Origin of the sequence: Natronoglycomyces albus, assembly GCF_016925535.1 — a bacterium.
Lineage (GTDB): Bacteria > Actinomycetota > Actinomycetes > Mycobacteriales > Micromonosporaceae > Natronoglycomyces > Natronoglycomyces albus.
The window spans coordinates 169,602-188,206 of the sequence record NZ_CP070496.1 but is presented as its reverse complement, the minus strand read 5'-3'; the positions used below and the strand labels follow the sequence as shown (position 1 = coordinate 188,206).

At 62.7% G+C, this 18,605-nt stretch carries 15 protein-coding genes; 8 read left to right on the top strand and 7 right to left on the bottom strand.

The window, feature by feature from the left end; all coding sequences use genetic code 11:
* Positions 1–267 precede the first annotated feature (267 nt).
* From JQS30_RS00755 to JQS30_RS00740, 4 genes are read left to right on the top strand one after another with little or no spacing between them, the layout of a single operon-like run.
* The gene (locus JQS30_RS00755; RefSeq protein ID WP_343076157.1) at positions 268–3,447 is read left to right on the top strand and encodes an ATP-binding protein; all 3,180 of its coding nucleotides are present in this window, start codon (positions 268–270) and stop codon (positions 3,445–3,447) included.
* A 46-nt stretch (positions 3,448–3,493) separates the two neighbouring features.
* A complete protein-coding gene (locus tag JQS30_RS00750) occupies positions 3,494–5,317 on the top strand; it encodes a hypothetical protein (RefSeq protein ID WP_213171514.1) in 1,824 nt (607 codons plus the stop codon).
* Between the two features lie 2 nt (positions 5,318–5,319).
* On the top strand, positions 5,320–5,862 hold the full coding sequence (locus JQS30_RS00745) for a hypothetical protein (RefSeq protein WP_213171513.1): 543 nt from the start codon (positions 5,320–5,322) through the stop codon (positions 5,860–5,862).
* A complete protein-coding gene (locus tag JQS30_RS00740; protein ID WP_213171512.1) occupies positions 5,862–7,010 on the top strand; it encodes a M23 family metallopeptidase in 1,149 nt (382 codons plus the stop codon). The genes JQS30_RS00745 and JQS30_RS00740 overlap by 1 nt, the downstream gene beginning before the upstream one ends.
* Here the strand turns inward: JQS30_RS00740 and JQS30_RS00735 are convergent.
* The 6 genes from JQS30_RS00735 to JQS30_RS00710 all read right to left on the bottom strand — a co-directional run bounded on the left by JQS30_RS00735 (position 7,007) and on the right by JQS30_RS00710 (position 12,505).
* Positions 7,007–7,912 carry a hypothetical protein gene (locus JQS30_RS00735; protein ID WP_213171511.1) on the bottom strand — a complete coding sequence of 302 codons (906 nt, stop codon included), beginning with the start codon at positions 7,910–7,912 and terminating at the stop codon, positions 7,007–7,009. The two genes, JQS30_RS00740 and JQS30_RS00735, sit on opposite strands and share 4 nt — an antisense overlap.
* A gap of 928 nt (positions 7,913–8,840) precedes the next feature.
* Positions 8,841–9,230, bottom strand: coding sequence for a hypothetical protein (locus tag JQS30_RS00730; protein ID WP_213171510.1), 390 nt, complete (start codon positions 9,228–9,230; stop codon positions 8,841–8,843).
* Positions 9,227–9,559, bottom strand: coding sequence for a hypothetical protein (locus tag JQS30_RS00725; RefSeq protein WP_213171509.1), 333 nt, complete (start codon positions 9,557–9,559; stop codon positions 9,227–9,229). The genes JQS30_RS00730 and JQS30_RS00725 overlap by 4 nt, the downstream gene beginning before the upstream one ends.
* A gap of 1,266 nt (positions 9,560–10,825) precedes the next feature.
* Positions 10,826–11,263: a CYTH domain-containing protein gene (locus JQS30_RS00720; RefSeq protein ID WP_213171508.1), complete on the bottom strand. Its 438-nt coding sequence runs from the start codon at positions 11,261–11,263 to the stop codon at positions 10,826–10,828.
* Between the two features lie 24 nt (positions 11,264–11,287).
* A complete protein-coding gene (locus JQS30_RS00715; protein ID WP_213171507.1) occupies positions 11,288–12,004 on the bottom strand; it encodes a phosphatase PAP2 family protein in 717 nt (238 codons plus the stop codon).
* 114 nt (positions 12,005–12,118) lie between these two features.
* Positions 12,119–12,505 (bottom strand): PLD nuclease N-terminal domain-containing protein, encoded by a 387-nt coding sequence (locus JQS30_RS00710; RefSeq protein WP_213171506.1) that lies wholly within the window; start codon positions 12,503–12,505, stop codon positions 12,119–12,121.
* A gap of 829 nt (positions 12,506–13,334) precedes the next feature.
* Between JQS30_RS00710 and JQS30_RS00705 the strand changes: the two genes are divergently transcribed.
* The 4 genes from JQS30_RS00705 (at position 13,335) to JQS30_RS00690 (ending at position 17,986) form a co-directional block, all read left to right on the top strand.
* Positions 13,335–14,978, top strand: a complete 1,644-nt coding sequence (locus tag JQS30_RS00705; RefSeq protein WP_213171505.1) for an acyl-CoA carboxylase subunit beta — start codon at positions 13,335–13,337, stop codon at positions 14,976–14,978.
* Between the two features lie 105 nt (positions 14,979–15,083).
* Positions 15,084–16,235, top strand: a complete 1,152-nt coding sequence (locus JQS30_RS00700) for an acyl-CoA dehydrogenase family protein (RefSeq protein ID WP_213171504.1) — start codon at positions 15,084–15,086, stop codon at positions 16,233–16,235.
* A 228-nt stretch (positions 16,236–16,463) separates the two neighbouring features.
* Positions 16,464–16,970, top strand: a complete 507-nt coding sequence (locus JQS30_RS00695; RefSeq protein WP_213171503.1) for a QcrA and Rieske domain-containing protein — start codon at positions 16,464–16,466, stop codon at positions 16,968–16,970.
* 107 nt (positions 16,971–17,077) lie between these two features.
* Positions 17,078–17,986, top strand: coding sequence for a hypothetical protein (locus JQS30_RS00690; RefSeq protein WP_213171502.1), 909 nt, complete (start codon positions 17,078–17,080; stop codon positions 17,984–17,986).
* Positions 17,987–18,004: 18 nt separating this feature from the next.
* Here the strand turns inward: JQS30_RS00690 and JQS30_RS00685 are convergent, their stop codons facing one another.
* The gene (locus JQS30_RS00685; protein WP_213171501.1) at positions 18,005–18,577 is read right to left on the bottom strand and encodes a TetR/AcrR family transcriptional regulator; all 573 of its coding nucleotides are present in this window, start codon (positions 18,575–18,577) and stop codon (positions 18,005–18,007) included.
* Positions 18,578–18,605: the final 28 nt, after the last annotated feature.

The following is an 18,605-nucleotide window of genomic DNA, read 5'->3' as shown; positions in this document are numbered from 1 at the left end:
CCTCCGCAGTCGCAACACGCCGTTCAACCTGCCCAGACACCCGGCTCTGGGGGCGCTCGTCCACAGAGTTATCCACAGGCTCATCCACAGACACGCCCACCTTATCCACAGGCTCATCCACAGGAAGGGCCCAGTTATCCACAGGCTGGTCCCAGCGGCAGCTCAGAGCGTTATCCACAGGGTTATCCACAGGATGCGACGAGTTATGCACAGCCTCCACAGGGCCAAAACACACAGGCAAGGCCCCCGCAGGCCGACACCTACCCACTGCCTGGCGGCCCCGGTTCAGCGCGCGACACACTCGATGTGGGTCCGCCTCGTCCCAGCGCGCCGCCCGCGACTAGCCAACACTCCGGCGCGCACCCGATAGTGACGCCCCCGCCTGCGGCAGGGCCCGCAGAACCACCGCGCCCTGCCGCGCCAGGTCCGCAATCCGGCCCATCCGCACCCCCAGCGGCCACCGCTGGGGGCAGCGCTCAGGCACAAGGTCATCCACGCTCGCCAGCGCCGACCAGCCAGCCGCAGGGCGCTCGCCTGACCGGTGCCTACCGGGCCGGAACGCAACACACCGGCTCCCAGCCCCGCCTGGGCAGGGAGGATAGCGGCGCGTATGCCACTGTGCCGCCCCGCGATACGCACCCGCTGGGCACCGGTGCGCACGCGGCTGGGCCGCGAACCCAGTCGCACGCTGCACAATCGCGCCATCAGGCCCCGGTACGACCGCCCAACCAGCTGCCGTCGGCGCCGCCCTCACCGATGTCGCATCCGCAGGGCCCCAACGTCGCGCCAACTCCCTCGACTCGGCAAGCGCTAGTCCCCGTCGAGCCGGACCGTGCCAAAGACCCGCGTCGTAAACGCGACAAGAAGGGCTTGAAGGAGCCGCGTCCGTACCGACTGCCCAAGCCGCCGAAGGTCAAAGAGAAGGCCCCCACGCGGGAGCTGACGATTTCGGAGATCTCCGGGCACGCCACGTTCACGCCCGGTTCGATCACCTTGTGGTATGTCCTGCCCGAGTTGCGCTGGGCTTTCCGTCCCGATCCGGAGCGCGAAGCGCTCATCACGGCGATCTCCGAACAGTTCGCTGGCCTCGCTGGCTGGCGGCTGCATCTGCGCCGCACCACCAGGCCGTTCCCGGCCGACAAGTGGGCCCAGACGGTCGACTTCCACACGCCCAAGCCGCTGCGGGCCGTGCCCGGCGGGAACTCTTGGGCCGATCACCTCGTTGCCGCCCAACAGCATCTGCACAAGCTCTACCACGCCGAGGGCCAAACCTTCCTGGGCATATCCTTCTCGCGCCGCACCTTGACCGACTCGCTGGGCGAGAAGTTCGGTCGCTGGTTTGGCGGGGGCACCCGCTTCAGCGAACGGGAGAAGGTCGCCCGCAAAGCCGAACAGTTCGACGAAGTTCTCGGGTCGTTCGGGGTGCGTGCCAAACGCGCCACCACACAGGAAGTGGAGTGGCTGCTATTTCGTTCCGTGGCGTTGGGTATGGACCCGCCGCAACTGCTGTCCGGTTCCCCCAACGACTGGGAGCCCGGCGACATCCTTGCCCTGACCGAGCAAATCGAGCGTTACCGCACGCCGTATGGCTCGACGGTGAAGCTGGTCAACCGGCTCACCGGCGAGGAGAAGCACACCGCCGTCTTGACCGTGGGTCGCATGGAAGAGCTCGAAATCCCGCAGATCCACGAACCATGGCTGCACTTCCACGAACGTGCGCCGTGGCCGCTGGAGCTGTCCAGCCGGGTAGACATTCTGGGAGCGGGCGAGGCTTTTAGGGACCTGGACCATCGGCTGCGCATGATTCGCTCCCAGCAGCACGACTACGACGAACACGCCCTGGATGCCCCACCAGAGCTACAACGTCTAGCCGAGCGGGCGCTCAACGTCGGTGATGAGATGACCACCGGGCTACCCATTGACGCCGCTCGCGCCCACGGCTGGCACCGCATGGCCGTCACCGCCGACACCCGTGAAGAGTGCATGGAGCGGGCCCGCACCCTTATGCAGATGTACCAGCGGGAATTGCGCATTAGTCTGCAGCATCCGAAGAATCAGGACTGGCTGGCCCGCGAGTTCATTCCCGGCGAGCCCGTGGCTTCGACCGGATACGTCCGTCGCATGCCGGTACGCCTGTTCGCCGCCGCTCTCCCGCAGGCCGCATCCACTGTGGGCGACCAGCGCGGCGACCTCATCGGCCGCACCTCTGGCACCTGCCGCCGTCCGGTCTTCCTCGACCTACATTTCGCCACCGAAGTGCGGGAACGTTCCGGCCTGAGCGTGTTCGTCGCCGAACCCGGCGGTGGTAAATCGACGCTGATGGGTGCGCTGGGATACCTCGCCGCTCGCCGAGGCGTGCAAGTGACCTTGCTGGACCCTTCCGGCCCACTGGCGCGCCTGTGCGAAATGCCGGAACTGAAGCCATATTCGCGAGTGCTGAACTTGACCGGTTCGGAATATGGCACGCTGGCGCCCTACGCGCTGATTCCTTCGCCGGTGCGCGAACACTTCCCCGACACGCCGACTGGCCAGCGCGAATTCGACATCGCTGTGCAGAATGCCCGGTCGGAACGGCGCATGCTCGTGCAAGACATCTGCTCGATGCTGGTGCCGCCGCAGGTGGCTCGTGAAGCGTCGACGGCCCGGCTGCTGCGCCACGCCGCCCGCCAGGTTCCGGCCGAGGAAAGCTCAACCTTGGAAGACATTGTCGAATGCCTGCAAGGGGCCGAAGACCACCATTCGGGCGACGGTGCCGAATTGGCCGCGTTGCTGCTGGATACTGCCGAGATGCCGTTGGCCAAACTGTTCTTCGGCAGCCCCCCAGAGGGCACTTTGCAAGACGACTCGATCCTCACCGTCATCACGATGAGCGGGCTACGACTGCCCGACCTGGGCATAGAGCGCGAATATTGGTCGGCTGAGGAAGCACTCGCGCTACCGATGCTGCACACCGCTCACCGGTTGGCCGTTCGCCGCTGCTACGGCGGAGACATGCACCGCCGCAAGATGGTCGGCCTGGACGAAGCCCACTTCATGGAAGGCTGGAAGTCTGGCCGTTCCTTCCTGGTGCGCCTGGCTCGCGATAGTCGTAAATGGAACCTGGCCGCCCTAGTGGCCAGCCAGAACCCCAATGACATCCTCGGCCTTGACGTGCAAAACCTCGTCTCGACGGTGTTTGTCGGCCGGATCGCCGAGGACCCCGAGGTCGCCGCCGACGCTCTGAAGATGCTGCGCGTACCGCGTGATGTCGGCTACGAGCACACTCTGGCCTCATTGTCTGAGGTCGACGCGGGCGAGACTGGTCGACTCTCCTACCGTGAATTCGTCATGCGCGACGTCGACGGGCGCGTGCAACGCATCCGCGCCGACTTCTCCTATATGCCGAACCTGCTCCAGCACTTGAACACCACCCCAGGGCAGATTCCTCTCCAGGACGAACAACGGTAGGCCAGCCATGCCAGACTGCACTCGCCCTCGACTTCGCGTGACGTCTGTGGCCTCACGCGCGGCCCTCGTGCTTTTGGCCGCCCTGGCGGCGCTCGTGGTGGCCCCGACGAGCGCCGGAGCTCAAAGCGAAGGCTGCACCGACTACGAATGGCATCACAACTTCGAGGACTGCCTCGACGAGCTGCCGACGGCCGCCGAGGAACCGTGCAAGGTGACGCCGGTTCCCTCCAGCCCCGATAGCGGCATGGCGGGCTGGTTCGCCGACACGACCGGCCCCAACACTGACGAAGGACTGGGGTATTACACCCGCTATGGCTATGCGGGGTATCAGCTGCCCACCTATGGGCAAGACTGTTTCGGGCAAGTGATGCCCGACGGTGCCAGCGCGGCGAACGCGCTGGCGAACCTGGAGTTCAACATCTCCACGGCCGTTATCGGGGCGACGAACTCGATGCGGCAAGCGGCCTGGGAGCCGGAGAGCTTGTGGGGCTGGTCGCACGAGTTCATGGAGACCGGCTCTCGGGTCGTGTTCGATCAGGTGTTTTCGGTTTTCGGCGCTGTGACCATTGGTGTCGTGGGTCTGTATCTCCTGTGGCGTTCGCGGCAGGCCGATATGTCGGTAGCCGTGACGACCGCTGGGTGGGCTGTGCTGATCCTGGTGTTGGTCACGGCGGTGGCGCGCTGGCCGGTGGAGTCGGCCGGGTGGGCTGACCGCGGGTTGACCGCCGGGTTGAATATTTCGCAGAACTTGATTGCCGACCCGGCCGCTGACGGGTGTATCAATTTGCCGGGGGCGACGCAGCGCGAATACGACGAGGTCAAGGACGACAACCCGCACCGCTGCATTGACACCCGCTCGACCTCGGTCAAGGCCTCCGACATGGCGGTGGGCGACATTCTGCACAGTTCGTGGACTCGGGCTGTGCTCGGGCAAAGCCCTCAGGTCACCTACCGGATGGACGGCAGTGACCCCGAAGAGGACGACAATGGTAATCCTGTCGTTCGCTCGTCGAACATCGCCTATAAGTACGGCCCGGCACTGTATGACGCCCAAGCGCTGACCTGGGCTGAAGCCGCACGGGCGCAAAGTGACCCGCAAGTACGCGCATCGATTATCGAAGGCAAGCAACAGCAGTGGCGGGACGTAGCGGCCGCTATCGAGCGGGAGGACCCCGAAGCCTATGAGCATTTGACGGGCGCGCGGGGCTGGGAGCGAACCGGTACGGGGATGCTCAGCTTGTTGACGTCCCTGTTTTTCGCCTTGTTCGACCTCACGGCGTCGATCCTGATCATTTTGGGCTTTATGATCGTGCGGTTCGCGGTGATCGCGTTGCCCATTATCGGTACGATCGCGTTGCTCCGACCGGCGAATGCCGGGTTTAAGCGCCTGGTCAATGCGGTAATCGCGGCGATTATCAACGTGATCGTGTTCGCGGTGGCAGCGGTGCTGTATCTGTTTGCGGCCAATAGAATCCTCGGCGCTAACCTGCCCGATTGGCTGCAAGTGGTCCTCATTGGTCTCATGGGGGTTGCGGCCTGGATGCTACTGCGTCCGTATCGGCGGCTCACCACATTGCGTGGTGGTTCCAGTGCCGCCGATTCGCTCCTGGGCCGCACCGCCGACAAGCGTAGTTCCGAAAAGCAGGTTGAGGTGGAGCGCAGACGGGAAATTTCCCGTTCCCGGCGCGATTCGCGCCCCGAGTCGCAGCCTGACCGCGAGGCGACACCCGGTCGGCAACCTGGGCAACGGGAGACCACCGCCGCTCGGGAGGCAAAGAGCACCGATAAAGGTGCCACTTCCCCGGCGATGGCCAGCTCGACCACGAATTCGCCCAAGGTACCCATTTATCGACCTTCGCAAAGGAAGTAGTCATGCGTCGCGTCTTCCGGATTCTCTTTTCTCGTTACGGGATCGCAGCCATGATCCTGTTGTTGGTGTTCGGGGTCGTTGGCCTCTCCCAGGCGGGCGATAACGCTCCGCTGCGGACGGGAACCTCTGCGCAGGAGACGCCGAAGGCAGAGGAAGACCCGTTTTCGGGTATGCCCGATGACGGTTATGTACCCACGCCGGAAACTACTGAGGATGCCCAGGATCACGACAGTCAATACCGGGCCGATGATTTGCCCGCCGAGGCGGTGGAGGTCGCGGTGGCGTTCGCGCAACAGTGGTCGCAATGGGAGGGACGCACTTCGCAGCAGTGGACAGAGTCCATGCGGCCGTTTATAACCGCGGAACTGTCGGAACTCCTACGAGAGGTTGACCCGACTCAGGTACCGGCGAATAATATCGAAGACGACCCGGAAGTCACCGATACCCACGTGCGGATTCCAATGGATACCGGCCAGCTAACCGTGACCGTCATCAATCGCGATGGGGTCTGGCGGGTGTCTGCCATTGATTGGGAGCGGCGGTAATGGCGATCCAACTGACCGAAGTAACCGACGACGCACAAAAGCGCCAGTCCACCTCGCTGTGGCGGCGTTGGCTGTGGAGCGTCAGCATGTTGTCGATCTGTTGCGTCGGTTCTATGGTCGCCCTCGTGTTGTTCATGACGAATGCGGCCGATCAACAGCAGCCGATCGAGCTTGCCTCCTGTGGAACTCAGCGGACGGTCGACCTCGAGGGCGATCTTCCCAGCGTGTCGGGCATCAACGATGAGCAGATGCACAACGCCGCCATCATTGTCGCGGTCGGGCAGGACATGGACATTCCGCCCCGGGGCTGGGTGATCGCGGTGGCGACGGCCATCCAGGAGTCAAGCCTGATCAACTTGGGGCACTTGGGAGAGCTCAATGACCACGATTCCTTGGGGCTTTTCCAGCAGCGCCCCAGCCAAGGATGGGGCACGCCTGAGGAGATCACCGACCCGGTGAAGTCTTCCGAACTTTTCTACGAAAAGCTCCTACGGGTTGAGGGCTGGGAGCAGATGTCATTGACCAGGGCGGCCCAGATTGTGCAGATCTCGGCCTTTCCGGACGCCTATGCCAAACATGAACCTCGGTCGGTGGAGATCGTGAATGCCTTGACCGGCGGGGGCGCTCGAGTCTCCACTGTGGCTAACGATGCGGGAGAGTGTGCCGGAGCGGGGGAGGTCTCGGCCGCAGGTTGGACTGTGCCCCTCGACGCGCCGGTGACATCCGGATTCCGCACGGTTTCGCGTCCCAGTCACCACGGCGTCGACATGCCCGCTCAACATGGTGAACCGGTGTACGCCGCCGCTGACGGGCTGGTCATCACGGCTGAATGTAATGCCTGGGCCCCTGGTGGAGGGGCCTACAGCTGTGATGTGGACGGTTCGCCGAGCATTCAAGGCTGCGGGTGGTATGTCAATATCTTGCACGCCAGCGACATCCTGACTCGGTACTGTCACTTCGAGCGCGCACCCGAAGTCCAAGTAGGCGACCAGGTTCGGGCGGGTCAGATCATTGGTTATGTTGGCTCCTCGGGCAACTCAAGTGGCCCGCACCTGCACTTCGAGGTTCACTTGAACGCCGACCGCAGCCCAGCCGGTGCTATCGATCCCGAACCCTTTATGCAGTCGGTGGGGGCCCCGCTAGGCTAGTCGTCAGCTTCGGACTCGTCGGTGAGCGGGAAGTCTCGCACATCCTGGACACAATCACCGACGACGAGCACTTCCACCCCGAACTGCTCAGATGTGGAGCTGGACTCAAAAGTGACCGTCACTGGGACGACGTCACCGTCGTCATCGCTGTAGACGTCGCCACTGCGGAAGCTAGCGTTAACGTTTGCCTCCGTATCGGCCCAGTCCCTCAGTGAGGCCAGCATGTCAGCGGATGAGGGGCCGTCGTACGTCGGACAGACCATGCCATCTGCGGAAACCGAATCACGCGCCACCAGGGCCGTGGACAGGAAAAGCGTCGCCATAGCGCTAGCGTCAGCCGTGGGCTCGTCACTACCATTCTCGTTTGAATCTGCGAGCTCGATAGCGTCTGCCACACAGTATTCCCCGGTGTTGTTGAGAACTGTGAGCCTAAAATCCAGACTTTCGGTGTGCGGCTCCACGAACACTCGTACCTGATAGTCAACGAGTGCAGTAGAGCCTTGATCGTCCTGTTGCACGAGTCGCAGTTCGACTGTTGGTTTTGCCCCGTCGCCCTGGAGGTCTCGCCTAAGTTGTTGAAGCGCCTCGGGACTCAGAGCCGGTTCATGGCCGTTGCAAATGACGTCGGTGGCATAGCTCAGATCTTCTCGCTCAAACGATACGGAAAGATATCTGTCGGCAGCCGAAACGGCACTTGTCGGCGCGTCATCGAGTGCCGAGTGATCACCCGGCCCGCTCTCCACGATCCCTGGGCCTACCCACGCTCCCGTGGCGAGCACGAGTCCCCATCCCGCCGCCAGAGCTCCGACGCGCTTCCAGTTGCGGCCCGGTTCGGCATATTCGCTGGATGAGGTGGTTGCGGGCTTTGGGGGGGTGGCCCCACCAGGTCGGCGAAACTTCATACCTCCAGCTTAGAACGGCCCCGCTGGGCAAGGGAAGCAACTGGACGCGGCAACAGGGACAAATCCGCCCCTAGCTGTGCCAGATTTCTTCTCTAGTCGAGATTGGTGTGGGCCCCGCGCCAGGCCAGGCCCACACCGTCGCTTCACGTTCGCACTTTTCTTGGCTCCCCGTCGGGTGCCAATTCATCTGCCAGTGCGCGCCTTGCGGCCAGTCTCGCTAGCCGCTGGTCGCCGAAGCGTTGGCCAGGCTCTACACAGTCGATGACGCCGATGCAGGTGCTGGTGCTGCATTGCCACCTCGTCGGTGGCGCGGTGGCGGCGACCGTTCGTCATCGTGCCCGGTGGGGGTAACCACGCGCAAAGGCGTAAATGAGTACTAGGTACACCGTCCGGGACTGGGTATGCCCGAGATTTAGTTGGAGGATTCACTTGTGGACCCGGTGGTCTGGGATTGGCTCCCGCGCCGCGTCCCCGCGCCGGAGGCTCTTACGCCTGGTTGGAGCGACGGTGGTCGCTCGTGCGTCGAGTTCTCGTGCAGGTCAACAGCTACGGTGCGCTGTCTTGACTCGGTGAGGCGCGCTTCGTCTAGAGCGACACGCGTTCTCGTGAGTCGAGATATCCCACCCAACGGGGGTCGGTGCCGTTACGATAGGGCCAATCTTGACCGACAGTCAGCTTCACTGTCAGGGCCGCCCTATCCACAGCGGTGATACGAGCATCCAGCTGGTACTCGCTTCGCTTACCTGGTTGGTAAGCCTTTGGTGCGATGCGGCAGCCCGCTTTTCTGTAGTGCGGGAGCGCATCTGCGGATAACGATTGTGGTTGGCAAGAATATGGTCGGTACCTGTTCAATCAGGACTGAACCAGATCGAGCAGGCCCGTGCCGTGAGGTTTCGGGTCTGCTTTTTTGCGGCCCGAAACCCGGGGCCTACTTCCCTAGGTCTGGATGGCTCATCGCGTAGGTCAAGAAGTTCTCTGCGAAACGCTTCAGTCCATAAGCTGACTCTCCGAAGACCAGGTAGTTGATCCACCAGGCCCTCGAAGGCAACACATAGGCGCGCACGATCGGGTCGCCCTCGCGCGATTCCTCCCGGTGCACGGCAACAGAATCGCCTTTCCAGGAGCCATACAGGTAGTAGTAATGCCCGTCGCTGAGGAACCGGCCGTAGAACTTCCCCGGCTCCAGGTGCACACCAAGCAGATCCAACTTTGAAAGCCTGCCAGTGATAGCCGCTGGCGCGGACTGGCCATTAACCGAACGCATTGGGTGGCCATTGGCCGAACGCATCGCCGGGATACGCGGAAACCTGCCACTCATGAGGCACCACCAAGCAAGGACTCGGCCAGGTTTTGCGACACCTGGTTAAGAATGGCGTCCTTCCATTCAGGCGAACGCGCCAGAAACGGCGTCTCCCAATCCACTTCAGTGAACCGCCCGCCAGAGACGCGGATGGTGGCCACCGGGATGACTAGCGATTGCCCTTGCAGGTTCAGGGAGAAGGCTGAGCCGCGTTCGGGATGCGGCGAGACCATGTATCGCCCCGGGCCGAACCGGAATTCGACCACGTGGTCGCTGGTGGTCTTGACGGGTTCGGAAGCTGTTGAGTACGTGGGTTGCGATGCCGTCGAGTGCGTCGAATTGTTCATCGCACACCGCCAGCAAGCAGCACGTTTACCCGCATCACGAAGCGCGTGTGCGGGTGGCAGCGGTGTGAAAATGTCGGTGTTTGGTGCGTGTTTTTGGGTGCGCGGCAGCGTATGGTGGTTCGTAGCATTACGAACTCCGTTTCTTGATGCTGTGAGGGTGGTCCGCGAGAACTAGTTTTTGCGAACGAGGGTCCTGCGGACCACCCGCTTCCATATGCATTTGTCATATTCAGTTCGGGCCCATCTCAGCGATGGGCTTTTTGTTGCAGCCCTATCGATGGTCGGGCTTGACTCTGCTCCTGACTCACGGCTCGCCCGTTGGCGGCTGATCGCGGTTCACCTTTGCGATGTCGTGGCCTTAGGCCGACGGGTTGTCGCTACGGTGTGGCGGTGCAGAGTTCCTGGTGACGGCGCTCCTCCCCAGAAGCGAACCGCGTCCAGTGGGTGGCGGGCATCGACTGCCCGCCAAGGTTTCCTTTGGAAACCGGCCCCATCTGAAACATCGGCGCCTACGCGTCACATCGGATAGCACGGAACTATCCATGACGAATCGACCAAAGTCAACTACCAACCCGGTTTTGGCGTGGCGTGTCGCCGCAAATGCATGAGCCCCAGGCGTAACTCTGAGACCCAAACCACACCCACCCGGCGCGTCGCCTGCGACAACCGGACGACGAAATCCCCCAAGTCACGTAGTTCCCATTCGCCCCAGTCGCTTCGCATTGCGAGATTTTTCCGAAGTGCCCGCATATAGACGTAGGTCGAATTCCTAAAACGACACCAGCAGATACAACCTGCCTTGACAGTAACGACTCACCGAAGCTCCGCTTTACGGCCAGATGTGAACAACTAAATCGTCCCAATTCCAATAAAATTGTTCTTGGCCCTCACAATTCCAGAATCAACCCTGCTGCCGTATCATTCACGCTGGAAAAGGCACGTACGTGTGTGCGGCTGTCCGTGTCTACGTAGCGTCTCCTCGATGATCTGGCCATATGGTCGCGGGTCCATGGCGGAGGCCGCAAGGCCCAGTCGACCGACGAGAGCCTGAAGGGACTCAGAACTCCTCGCCTCAAGTTCCATAAAGTGGCCGACAGGCTCCGCGAACTGGTCGAAACAAATCTCGTGGACCTTGTCTGAGTAGACGTCACGTTGCTTTTCGATGAAGGCTCGCATGGTGGTTAGCCTGTGCTCACGTAGACACGTTTCGCGCCAATCGTGCAAACCTTCAGGTTCTCGCAATCGGTCGCTGAGCCGCAAACTCAATCAACGTTCCACGATAACTTGCATTTGGCTAAAGGACTCTTGCGAATCGGAGTCACCGACTAGAAACTCGTACTCGTCGTTGTCTTGGACCACTCCGCCACCGCAGCGCTTCACTTTCAAAGAAACGAGGATATCGGGCCCAGTACCCACTCGCCGCACTTCTCGACAGCGCAGCAGCAGGCCAGCCTTTCGAAAGTCGAAACCAGGCGTGTCGGGGACAAAGTCGATCTCACGCCGTTGGTCAGTTTGGGGTATGGGAAGACTTTCGACTCTGTCGCGCCATTCCGTAACTTCTGCGCGTTCGAGGGCCAATTTCAGTTCACATTCTCGCTGCATCAAAGCACCGTACTTAAGCGACTCCAGGTCCACGCTAGCCACTCCGGAGAGATGCGATATCCGAAACTGGCACTCATTGTCGACACCTGACCGCAGTTTCACATTTGGATCTTCGCACTGGGGCAGCTAGACCCTCGGCTCAATGTAGGTCGGCAGGGGGATCGTTTCCCACGGGGTTCGTTTGACTAGCCGCAGGATCACTATGCCGATGAGGAGCCCCGCGACGCAGTCGGAAACCCAGTGCCAGCCCAGGTAGATCATCGAGGTAAAGACCGCGATCGGCGGCACGATAATCAGCGCATACCGCATCCACGGCCTCATCAGCTCCCCTAGCAACAGAACGAGCAGGCCATACCAGACCACGGCGTTCACCAGGTGCCCCGATGGATACGACATTGTGCGTTCCAGGTCCGAGAACAACAACACCTGGTCGAACAGCGCGAACGGGGGAACCCCCGAGTCGTCGTGCGTCCACTCCGGAGCGATTCTCCCGGTCGCGAACTTGAGGACCATGACCGTGCCGACCAGTAGCAGCGTGGACATGAACGCGACCATCGGCCGAATCGTGAAGTGCTTGCGTGCCAACGAGGCCGCCGCGAACAGCGCCACGAAACCGAGGAAGCCGCCTTGTCCCAGTTTTACTAGGATCGATGCGGCAAACGTCAGGGTCTCGGTGCGGTTTTCGTAAAAGAAGTCTCGGGCGGTTATGTCGAGTTCGACCACCGGGGAGGGCCATGTCAGCGCTGCCGAGAGCGCCACAAGCAGGGCAAGCACGATGACGTCTGGGGTGTAGCCGGACGGCGTGGATGGTCGATACATCCCCCACGGCGCGGGTGGGCACATTAGGTAAGTCTAGACAGCCGCTCGGTGACCCGAAAAGCGGCGCGTCCCCGCGAGAGGGCTACCCGCTGCGGGCCAAAGGCGTGTTTGTCGCCGATGCGCGGCCCCGGCCTCACGTCAGTCGGGTTGTTCGTCGCGGGTCTTTTTGCGTTGTTGTTCGACGCGCTGGCGGAACCGGCGTTGGAACATTTCTTCTTCGAGCGCTTCGCGCTGGGCGCGGCGGCGTTCCTGGGCTGGATCGATGGGGGCATCGTCGTTGAGGCGCATCCGGTTGCGCATCCGTTCGATGCGTTCGGCTCTAGCATCGGGGTCGAACGGGTCTTTGCGCGGACGTCCGATCAGGAACCAGGCCATACCGCCGAACTTCGGCACCAGGACCACAATGGCAACCCAGATTCCCTTGGGCAGGACTTTGCAGTCGTCGGGCTCGGTCGTGAGCACGTCGATGACGGCATAAAGCCAGAAAGCGACCGCCATAATGATTCCGACCAACGCCATTGACATGGACCGCTTCACCTCCGCTGCGTGTGCTTTCCTCAAGTCTAGCGGCGGCGGTGGCCCGGGCGGAATCTGCGAGCCTGCGCGATCACCGTATGGGGGTGCGGTGACACGCGCTGGAAAACGGATCGAGCGAGGACGGCTGGAGCCAGGAGTTCGCGACGCAATTCAAACGTTCTCCTGCGGCTTCGCCTCGCGCAGCACCGAGGTGCTGCACCCCCTCACAGGTTGGCGATGCCAGCTCCTTGCCGTCCCCACTCGATCGGGGCCCAGCCAGTTGGGATGAACACGTCGAAAGCACCCTCACGATTATTCGACGTCCTCCTTGTTCACCACCACCTGGCTTAGGCGAGCTGATTGTTGATAAATCAGCGAGTGAAGCGTGTGGGCCGGGCCGTGAAGTTGTCCTTCGCAGCGCGGCGACAAGTCGTCTGTCAGTACGACGCGGCGGGGAGGCCATAGAGATGCATGGTTGACGATCTTTTTCAAGAATCTTTGCGCATTCGGAGATTTCACGTCAATTCGCTGCTCAGGGGCATATTTTTGTCCACTTATAGGGTCACATTCGCGCTTTGTTCGTCTACAATGCACTTGCCCGTTTGCGCTCATGGTGTCCGCTGGCCCGCTTGGGCGCTATCGCGGCTGCGCGGAGTGAAGATTCTGGCACTGACCGGCCCCTACCTTGTGGGTTACCGTGCGGTTGGGCTAAGCTGAACCCACATTCCCTTAACGATCGTTAAGGTTCCTGATATCCATCGGACGAGCAGGCACCTTGAGAGAATTCAGGGAACAAGTATGCCCCTGTCGGCCGCACACCGAAGTGAGGTCAATCGCGATGAGCGACACCAAGGACACCGTCACCAGCCAAGACACTGAGGCAAGCGCGTCAACGCCTGCCAAACAGGAGTCCGGTGCAAGCGCTGAGCGCGCGAACGGTTCCAACCCAGCCAAGCCCGCCGCCCCTAGCCCGGCTGAGGTGCGTAAGCGCGTGGAGCGCGGCGGAGCCCAGAAGTACCACCAAGTCGCCGCCACCTCCGGCAAATACTTCGCGCGCGAGCGCATCCGGCGACTGGTCGACACTGGTTCGTTCGTCGAAGACGGCGCATACGCCAACAACACCGCCAAGGGCCTACCCGCCGACGGCGTCATCACCGGCACCGGCACCGTGCAAGGCCGCCCAGTGGTCGTGATCGCCAACGACTCCACCGTCAAAGCCGGATCATGGGGCGCGCGGACGGTCGAGAAGATGATTCGCGCCATCGAGCACGCGCAGCGCCAGCAGATCGCCATCGCCTATCTCATCGACTCGGCCGGGGCGCGCATCACCGACCAAGTGCAGCTGTTCCCCGGTCGCCGGGGCGCGGGCCGCATCTTCTACGAGCAGGTGCGCGCATCGGGCCAGATCCCGCAGGCGTGTGCCCTCTTCGGGCCCTCGGCTGCCGGTGGCGCATATATTCCGGCCTTTTGCGACGTGGTCGCCATGGTCGACGGCAACGCGTCGATGTACCTGGGTTCGCCCCGCATGGTGCAGATGGTGACCGGCGAGAAAACCACCCTCAACGACATGGGCGGCGCGCGAGTCCACTGCGAGGAATCCGGAGTGGGGCACTTCTTGTGCCGCAACGAGGACGAGGCGATCGCCAACGTGCGTCGCTACCTTTCCTACCTTCCGTCGAACTGGCGCGAACAGCCTCCCACGGCGGTGGCGAAGCTACCCAAGCCCGGCTATAACCTGCGTGACATTGTGCCCGAGGCCGAATCGACGCCGTTTGACATGCACGACTACATCACCGGGCTGGTCGACGAAGGCTCCGTGCTGGAGATCCAAAAGAACTGGGCCGGAGAGCTGATCACGTGCTTTGCCCGCCTAGGCGGCAAGGCCATCGGCATCGTCGCCAATAACCCTGGGGTCAAGGGCGGCGTGCTGTTCTCCGACTCGGCCGACAAGACCGCCCGATTCGTCAACACCTGCGACGCGTTCAACGTGCCGCTGCTGTTCCTCACCGACGTGCCCGGCTTCATGGTCGGTTCGGCCGTGGAGAAGGCAGGCATCATCCGCCACGGGGCGAAGATGGTCGCGGCGATCTCCGAGGCCACCGTGCCCAAGATCTGTGTCGTGGTGCGGAAGGCATACGGCGCCGGGCTGTACGCGATGGCGGGCCCGGCGTTTGGTTCCGACGCCACGCTAGCGCTGCCGACGGCGAAAATCGCCGTCATGGGTGCCGAGGCCGCCGTCAACGCCGTGTACTTCAAGAAGATCGCCGACATCGCCGACCCCGAGGAACGGGAGCGGTTCGTGCAGGCCAAGCGGGACGAGTACGAGACCGACATCGACTTGCTGCGACTGGCCTCCGAGCTGATCATCGACGACATTGTCGAGCCCGAACACCTGCGAGGCGACCTCATCGCCCGCTACGCGCACGCGGCGAAGAAGGACCGCACCTTCGGCGACCGCCGCCACCCGATCACCCCGGTCTAGACAACCCTGACCGGTAAACGACGAGGCCCCGCAGGTGTTCACCTGCATGAGCCTCCAGGCCTGCCAGAAGCAACCCTTCGGACAGCCCATGCAAAGGAGCACACCATGGATTTCCGGCTTACGCCCGACCAGCGCGACTTCGCCGCCGCCGTGCGCGACTTCGTGAACAAAGAGGTCCGGCCCGTCTCAGAACAAAACTACGAGAACCACACCTTCCCCACTGACTTGGTCCGCAAGCTGGGAGAACTGGGCGTCTTCGGCGTGACGTTGCCCGAGGAGTACGGCGGGGCCGGCGGCGACATGATGCTGTTGGGCCTGGCGATCGAGGAGATCGCGAAGGTGGACTCGTCGCTAGCGGTCACGGTCGAAGCCGGGGTCACGCTCGGAGCCGAAGGCATCTACCACTTCGGCACCGACGACCAGCGCAAAAAGTGGCTGCCTCGCATCGCCACCCAGCCGGGGCTCGTCGCGTTTGGCCTGACCGAGCCCGAAGGCGGCTCGGACGCGGGCGCGACGAAGACACGCGCCCGGGTGGAGAACGGCGAGTGGGTCATCGACGGCGCCAAGTGCTTCATCACCAACTCGGGCACCGACCTGACCGAGCTGATCATCGTCACGGCCGTGACCGGGGAGCGCCCGGACGGCCGCCCGGAAATCTCGGCGATCGTTGTCCCCAAGGGCACGCCCGGGTTGACGGTCGGGAAGCCGTATTCGAAGGTGGGCTGGAACTCCTCGGACACCCGCCCGCTGTTCTTCGACAACTGCCGGGTTCCCGAAGAGAACCTGCTGGGCCCGCGCGGTAAGGGTTTCGCCCAGTTCCTGCAGCTGCTGGACAACGGGCGCATCATGCTGGCCGCGCTGTCGGCGGGAATGGCGCAAGGCTGCGTCGATGAGGCCCTGGCCTACGCCAAGACGCGGAAGGCGTTTGGGCGTTACATCGGCGAAAACCAGGCGATCCAGTTCCAGCTGGCCGATATGAAACTGCGGGCCTACACCGCCCGCCTGGCTTGGCGCGACGCGGCCGAGCGGGCGATCGCGGGCAAGCCGTATAAGGACGAGGCGGCCATGTGCAAGCTGCATGCCTCGGACGCGGCGGTCGAGAACGCCCGCGCGGCCACCCAGATCTTTGGCGGCTACGGCTTCATGAACGAGACGCTGGTGGCCCGCCACTGGCGCGACTCCAAGATCTTGGAGATCGGCGAAGGCACCAACGAGGTGCAGCGGATGCTCATCGCCCGGGGCATGGGATTGAAGTAAGAGGAAGACTTCAAGCGGGAGCGGCAAGCCGGGGGACACTCCACCTGCCGCTCCCGCCTTGTATTCGATGCTGACATCGCCACGGATGGGTCGGGATTGCCACGGAATGTTCCGTCTTGCCGGCTCTGAGTCCCTCACCTCGACATTCTCTATTCGCGCCCTTTTGGTGGCTCGTGAGCTGCGCCAACGCGCTTGGTTCCATCGACATGGTCGGATATAAACGAGGCTATGACTACGGATTCAGCAAACACAGCCGACACCACCGAGACGTCTGCTCTCTCTAGCGAGGCCGCCGCGCCGGGGGCCAGGGTGGCCCGTTCGCTCCTTGCCAGCCGACGTGGCCTCATGTGTGGCGCGCTTGGCCTCGGTGCGGTCGGCGTGCTCGCCGCGTGCGGCTCCGGACCCTCCGAGAACTCCGGCAATGGCGCGAATACCGCCGACGATGCCGACCCTGACACCCCGTTGGCTTCGACCGATGAGGTCCCCGTCGGTGGTGGCATCATCATCGGCAGTATCGCCTTGGTCCAGCCCGAACCGGGCCAGTTCGAGGGCTTCAGCACCACCTGCCCGCACCAGGGCACCGCTGTGAACGCGCCCGATGGCGACGGCGTCATGACCTGCCCGGCGCACGGTTCTCAGTTCTCTGTCAATGGTGAGTTGCTCAACGGTCCAGCCACCGAGGGGTTGACGCCGGTGGATGTCGAGGTCCGTGATGGGGAGATCTTCGCCGTGTAGCCCGCCCGGTTCGGTGCCTGGTTGCAAGCTGACGCGGGCACCAGCCCCCACAGGCACCTGAGGGCGTTTCATGATGAGCCGATAGATTTGAGGGAGTGCGCTCGTTCATGACTTTCCGAGGCCCGGCCGCCATAGTGGTGGCCGGGCTCCTCGCGTCTTCGCTCACCGGTTGCGACCTGCTGGAGGCCGCCGATGCTGGCCCGAGTGAGGAGGCCACGCAGCATAGTGACATCCAAAGCACTGAGCTGGAGCGAAGGCAGACGCAGCCCGCCTCCGAATATGAGGCTTTCCTCGCTGACTGTATCGGCGCGGAAGGCTTCGACTATCTTCCCCTGTCGGGCCGGTTCGACTTGGAAGCCGAACTGGCCGAGGACTCGCGCGAGTTCCAAGAGAAGTACGCCTACGGCGTCGCGACCGTCATTGTGGAAAAGACCGCGATTCAGATGCGCGCGCAAGCCGCGGCTGAAGCCGCCGACGCCCAGTTTCACGCGATGAGCGATGCCGACCAGCTGGGCTACTTCTCGCTCGCGGCCGCATGTGACGAACAGGCCTTTGCCACCTTCGGCTTGTCCGCGTTGACGATGCTGGAGTATTCCCACGAAGAATGGGAGGAAGCCGCGCAACAGGTGCGCGAAGAGATCGACGCCAACGCGGATTATCGGCAGCACGTTGCGGGATGGAACGAGTGTCTCAGCGAGGAGCTGGGGCATGAGGTAGCCCATGATCCGCATCTGGTGCGCTACAGCTTCCAAGTGCAGGCCGATGAGATCTACCAGGCTTACCGCGAGGCCGGAGAGCGCATTGTCGAGCAGGAGCTGGGTCAGTGGGATGGCTTTACCGCTGAGGGCTTGTTGTCCACCGAACACTTTGAGCAGTTGCAGCAGTTCGCGGGCCAGGAGTGGGCATTGTCGGATGCGGACTTGGCGTGTCAGGACGCCGGTTACGACCCGTGGACGTTGGGCGATGAGCTATTCGACGAACTCATGGTCGAGCGGTTGGGCATTTTGACAAAGTGAGCCGGTTACCCTGCCGCCTCAGGCTCCTTTCAAAAGCGCCTGTATTCCCTGCGCGGCGCTGGCTACCCAGCCTTCCTCTTCTTCGACCCGACCGACGACGTACATACCTTGTAGGAACACCAGGATGGTGCGGGCCAGTTGTTCGACGTCAACCGAGGCCGATAGCTGCCCGGTGGCTTTGGCCTGATGGAGTACTCGTTTGAGGTCGGCTTCGGATTTAGTCCAGGTTTCACGGACTCGGCGGGAAGTCAACGGGTCTCCGGCGGCCAGTTCAACGGCGGCGCTGACCATAAGGTTTCCTTCGCGCGCTTGCCGGGCCACGACCTTGAGGACGTTGGCCAACATGTCGAAAAAGGCGTCGTCGGCACCCATGACGGCGTGGGCTTGCGCTTCGCTTCGGTTGCGCCAGTACGTGAGCGCGGCCAAATACAGCTGGTGTTTGCTGCCGAAGGTGGAATAGAGGCTGGCCCGGTTCATGCCGGTCGCGGCGACCAGGTCGGACATTGATGTGGCTTCGAAGCCTTGGCGCTGAAAGACTTCCATTGCGATGTGCAGCGCAGTGTCATTGTCACTCGTGGTGGGGTGATCCATGCATTGGACGCTATCGGGACCGGTCACA

Bases quoted from the DNA above. Each gene is read 5' to 3' on its own strand.
- JQS30_RS00745 (WP_213171513.1), top strand. From the start codon at position 5,320: ATGCGTCGCGTCTTCCGGATTCTCTTTTCTCGTTACGGGATCGCAGCC.
- JQS30_RS00740 (WP_213171512.1), top strand. From the start codon at position 5,862: ATGGCGATCCAACTGACCGAAGTAACCGACGACGCACAAAAGCGCCAG.
- JQS30_RS00735 (WP_213171511.1), bottom strand. From the start codon at position 7,912: ATGAAGTTTCGCCGACCTGGTGGGGCCACCCCCCCAAAGCCCGCAACC.
- JQS30_RS00730 (WP_213171510.1), bottom strand. From the start codon at position 9,230: ATGAGTGGCAGGTTTCCGCGTATCCCGGCGATGCGTTCGGCCAATGGC.
- JQS30_RS00725 (WP_213171509.1), bottom strand. From the start codon at position 9,559: ATGAACAATTCGACGCACTCGACGGCATCGCAACCCACGTACTCAACA.
- JQS30_RS00715 (WP_213171507.1), bottom strand. From the start codon at position 12,004: ATGTGCCCACCCGCGCCGTGGGGGATGTATCGACCATCCACGCCGTCC.
- JQS30_RS00710 (WP_213171506.1), bottom strand. From the start codon at position 12,505: ATGTCAATGGCGTTGGTCGGAATCATTATGGCGGTCGCTTTCTGGCTT.
- JQS30_RS00705 (WP_213171505.1), top strand. From the start codon at position 13,335: ATGAGCGACACCAAGGACACCGTCACCAGCCAAGACACTGAGGCAAGC.
- JQS30_RS00700 (WP_213171504.1), top strand. From the start codon at position 15,084: ATGGATTTCCGGCTTACGCCCGACCAGCGCGACTTCGCCGCCGCCGTG.
- JQS30_RS00695 (WP_213171503.1), top strand. From the start codon at position 16,464: ATGACTACGGATTCAGCAAACACAGCCGACACCACCGAGACGTCTGCT.
- JQS30_RS00690 (WP_213171502.1), top strand. From the start codon at position 17,078: ATGACTTTCCGAGGCCCGGCCGCCATAGTGGTGGCCGGGCTCCTCGCG.
- JQS30_RS00685 (WP_213171501.1), bottom strand. From the start codon at position 18,577: ATGGATCACCCCACCACGAGTGACAATGACACTGCGCTGCACATCGCA.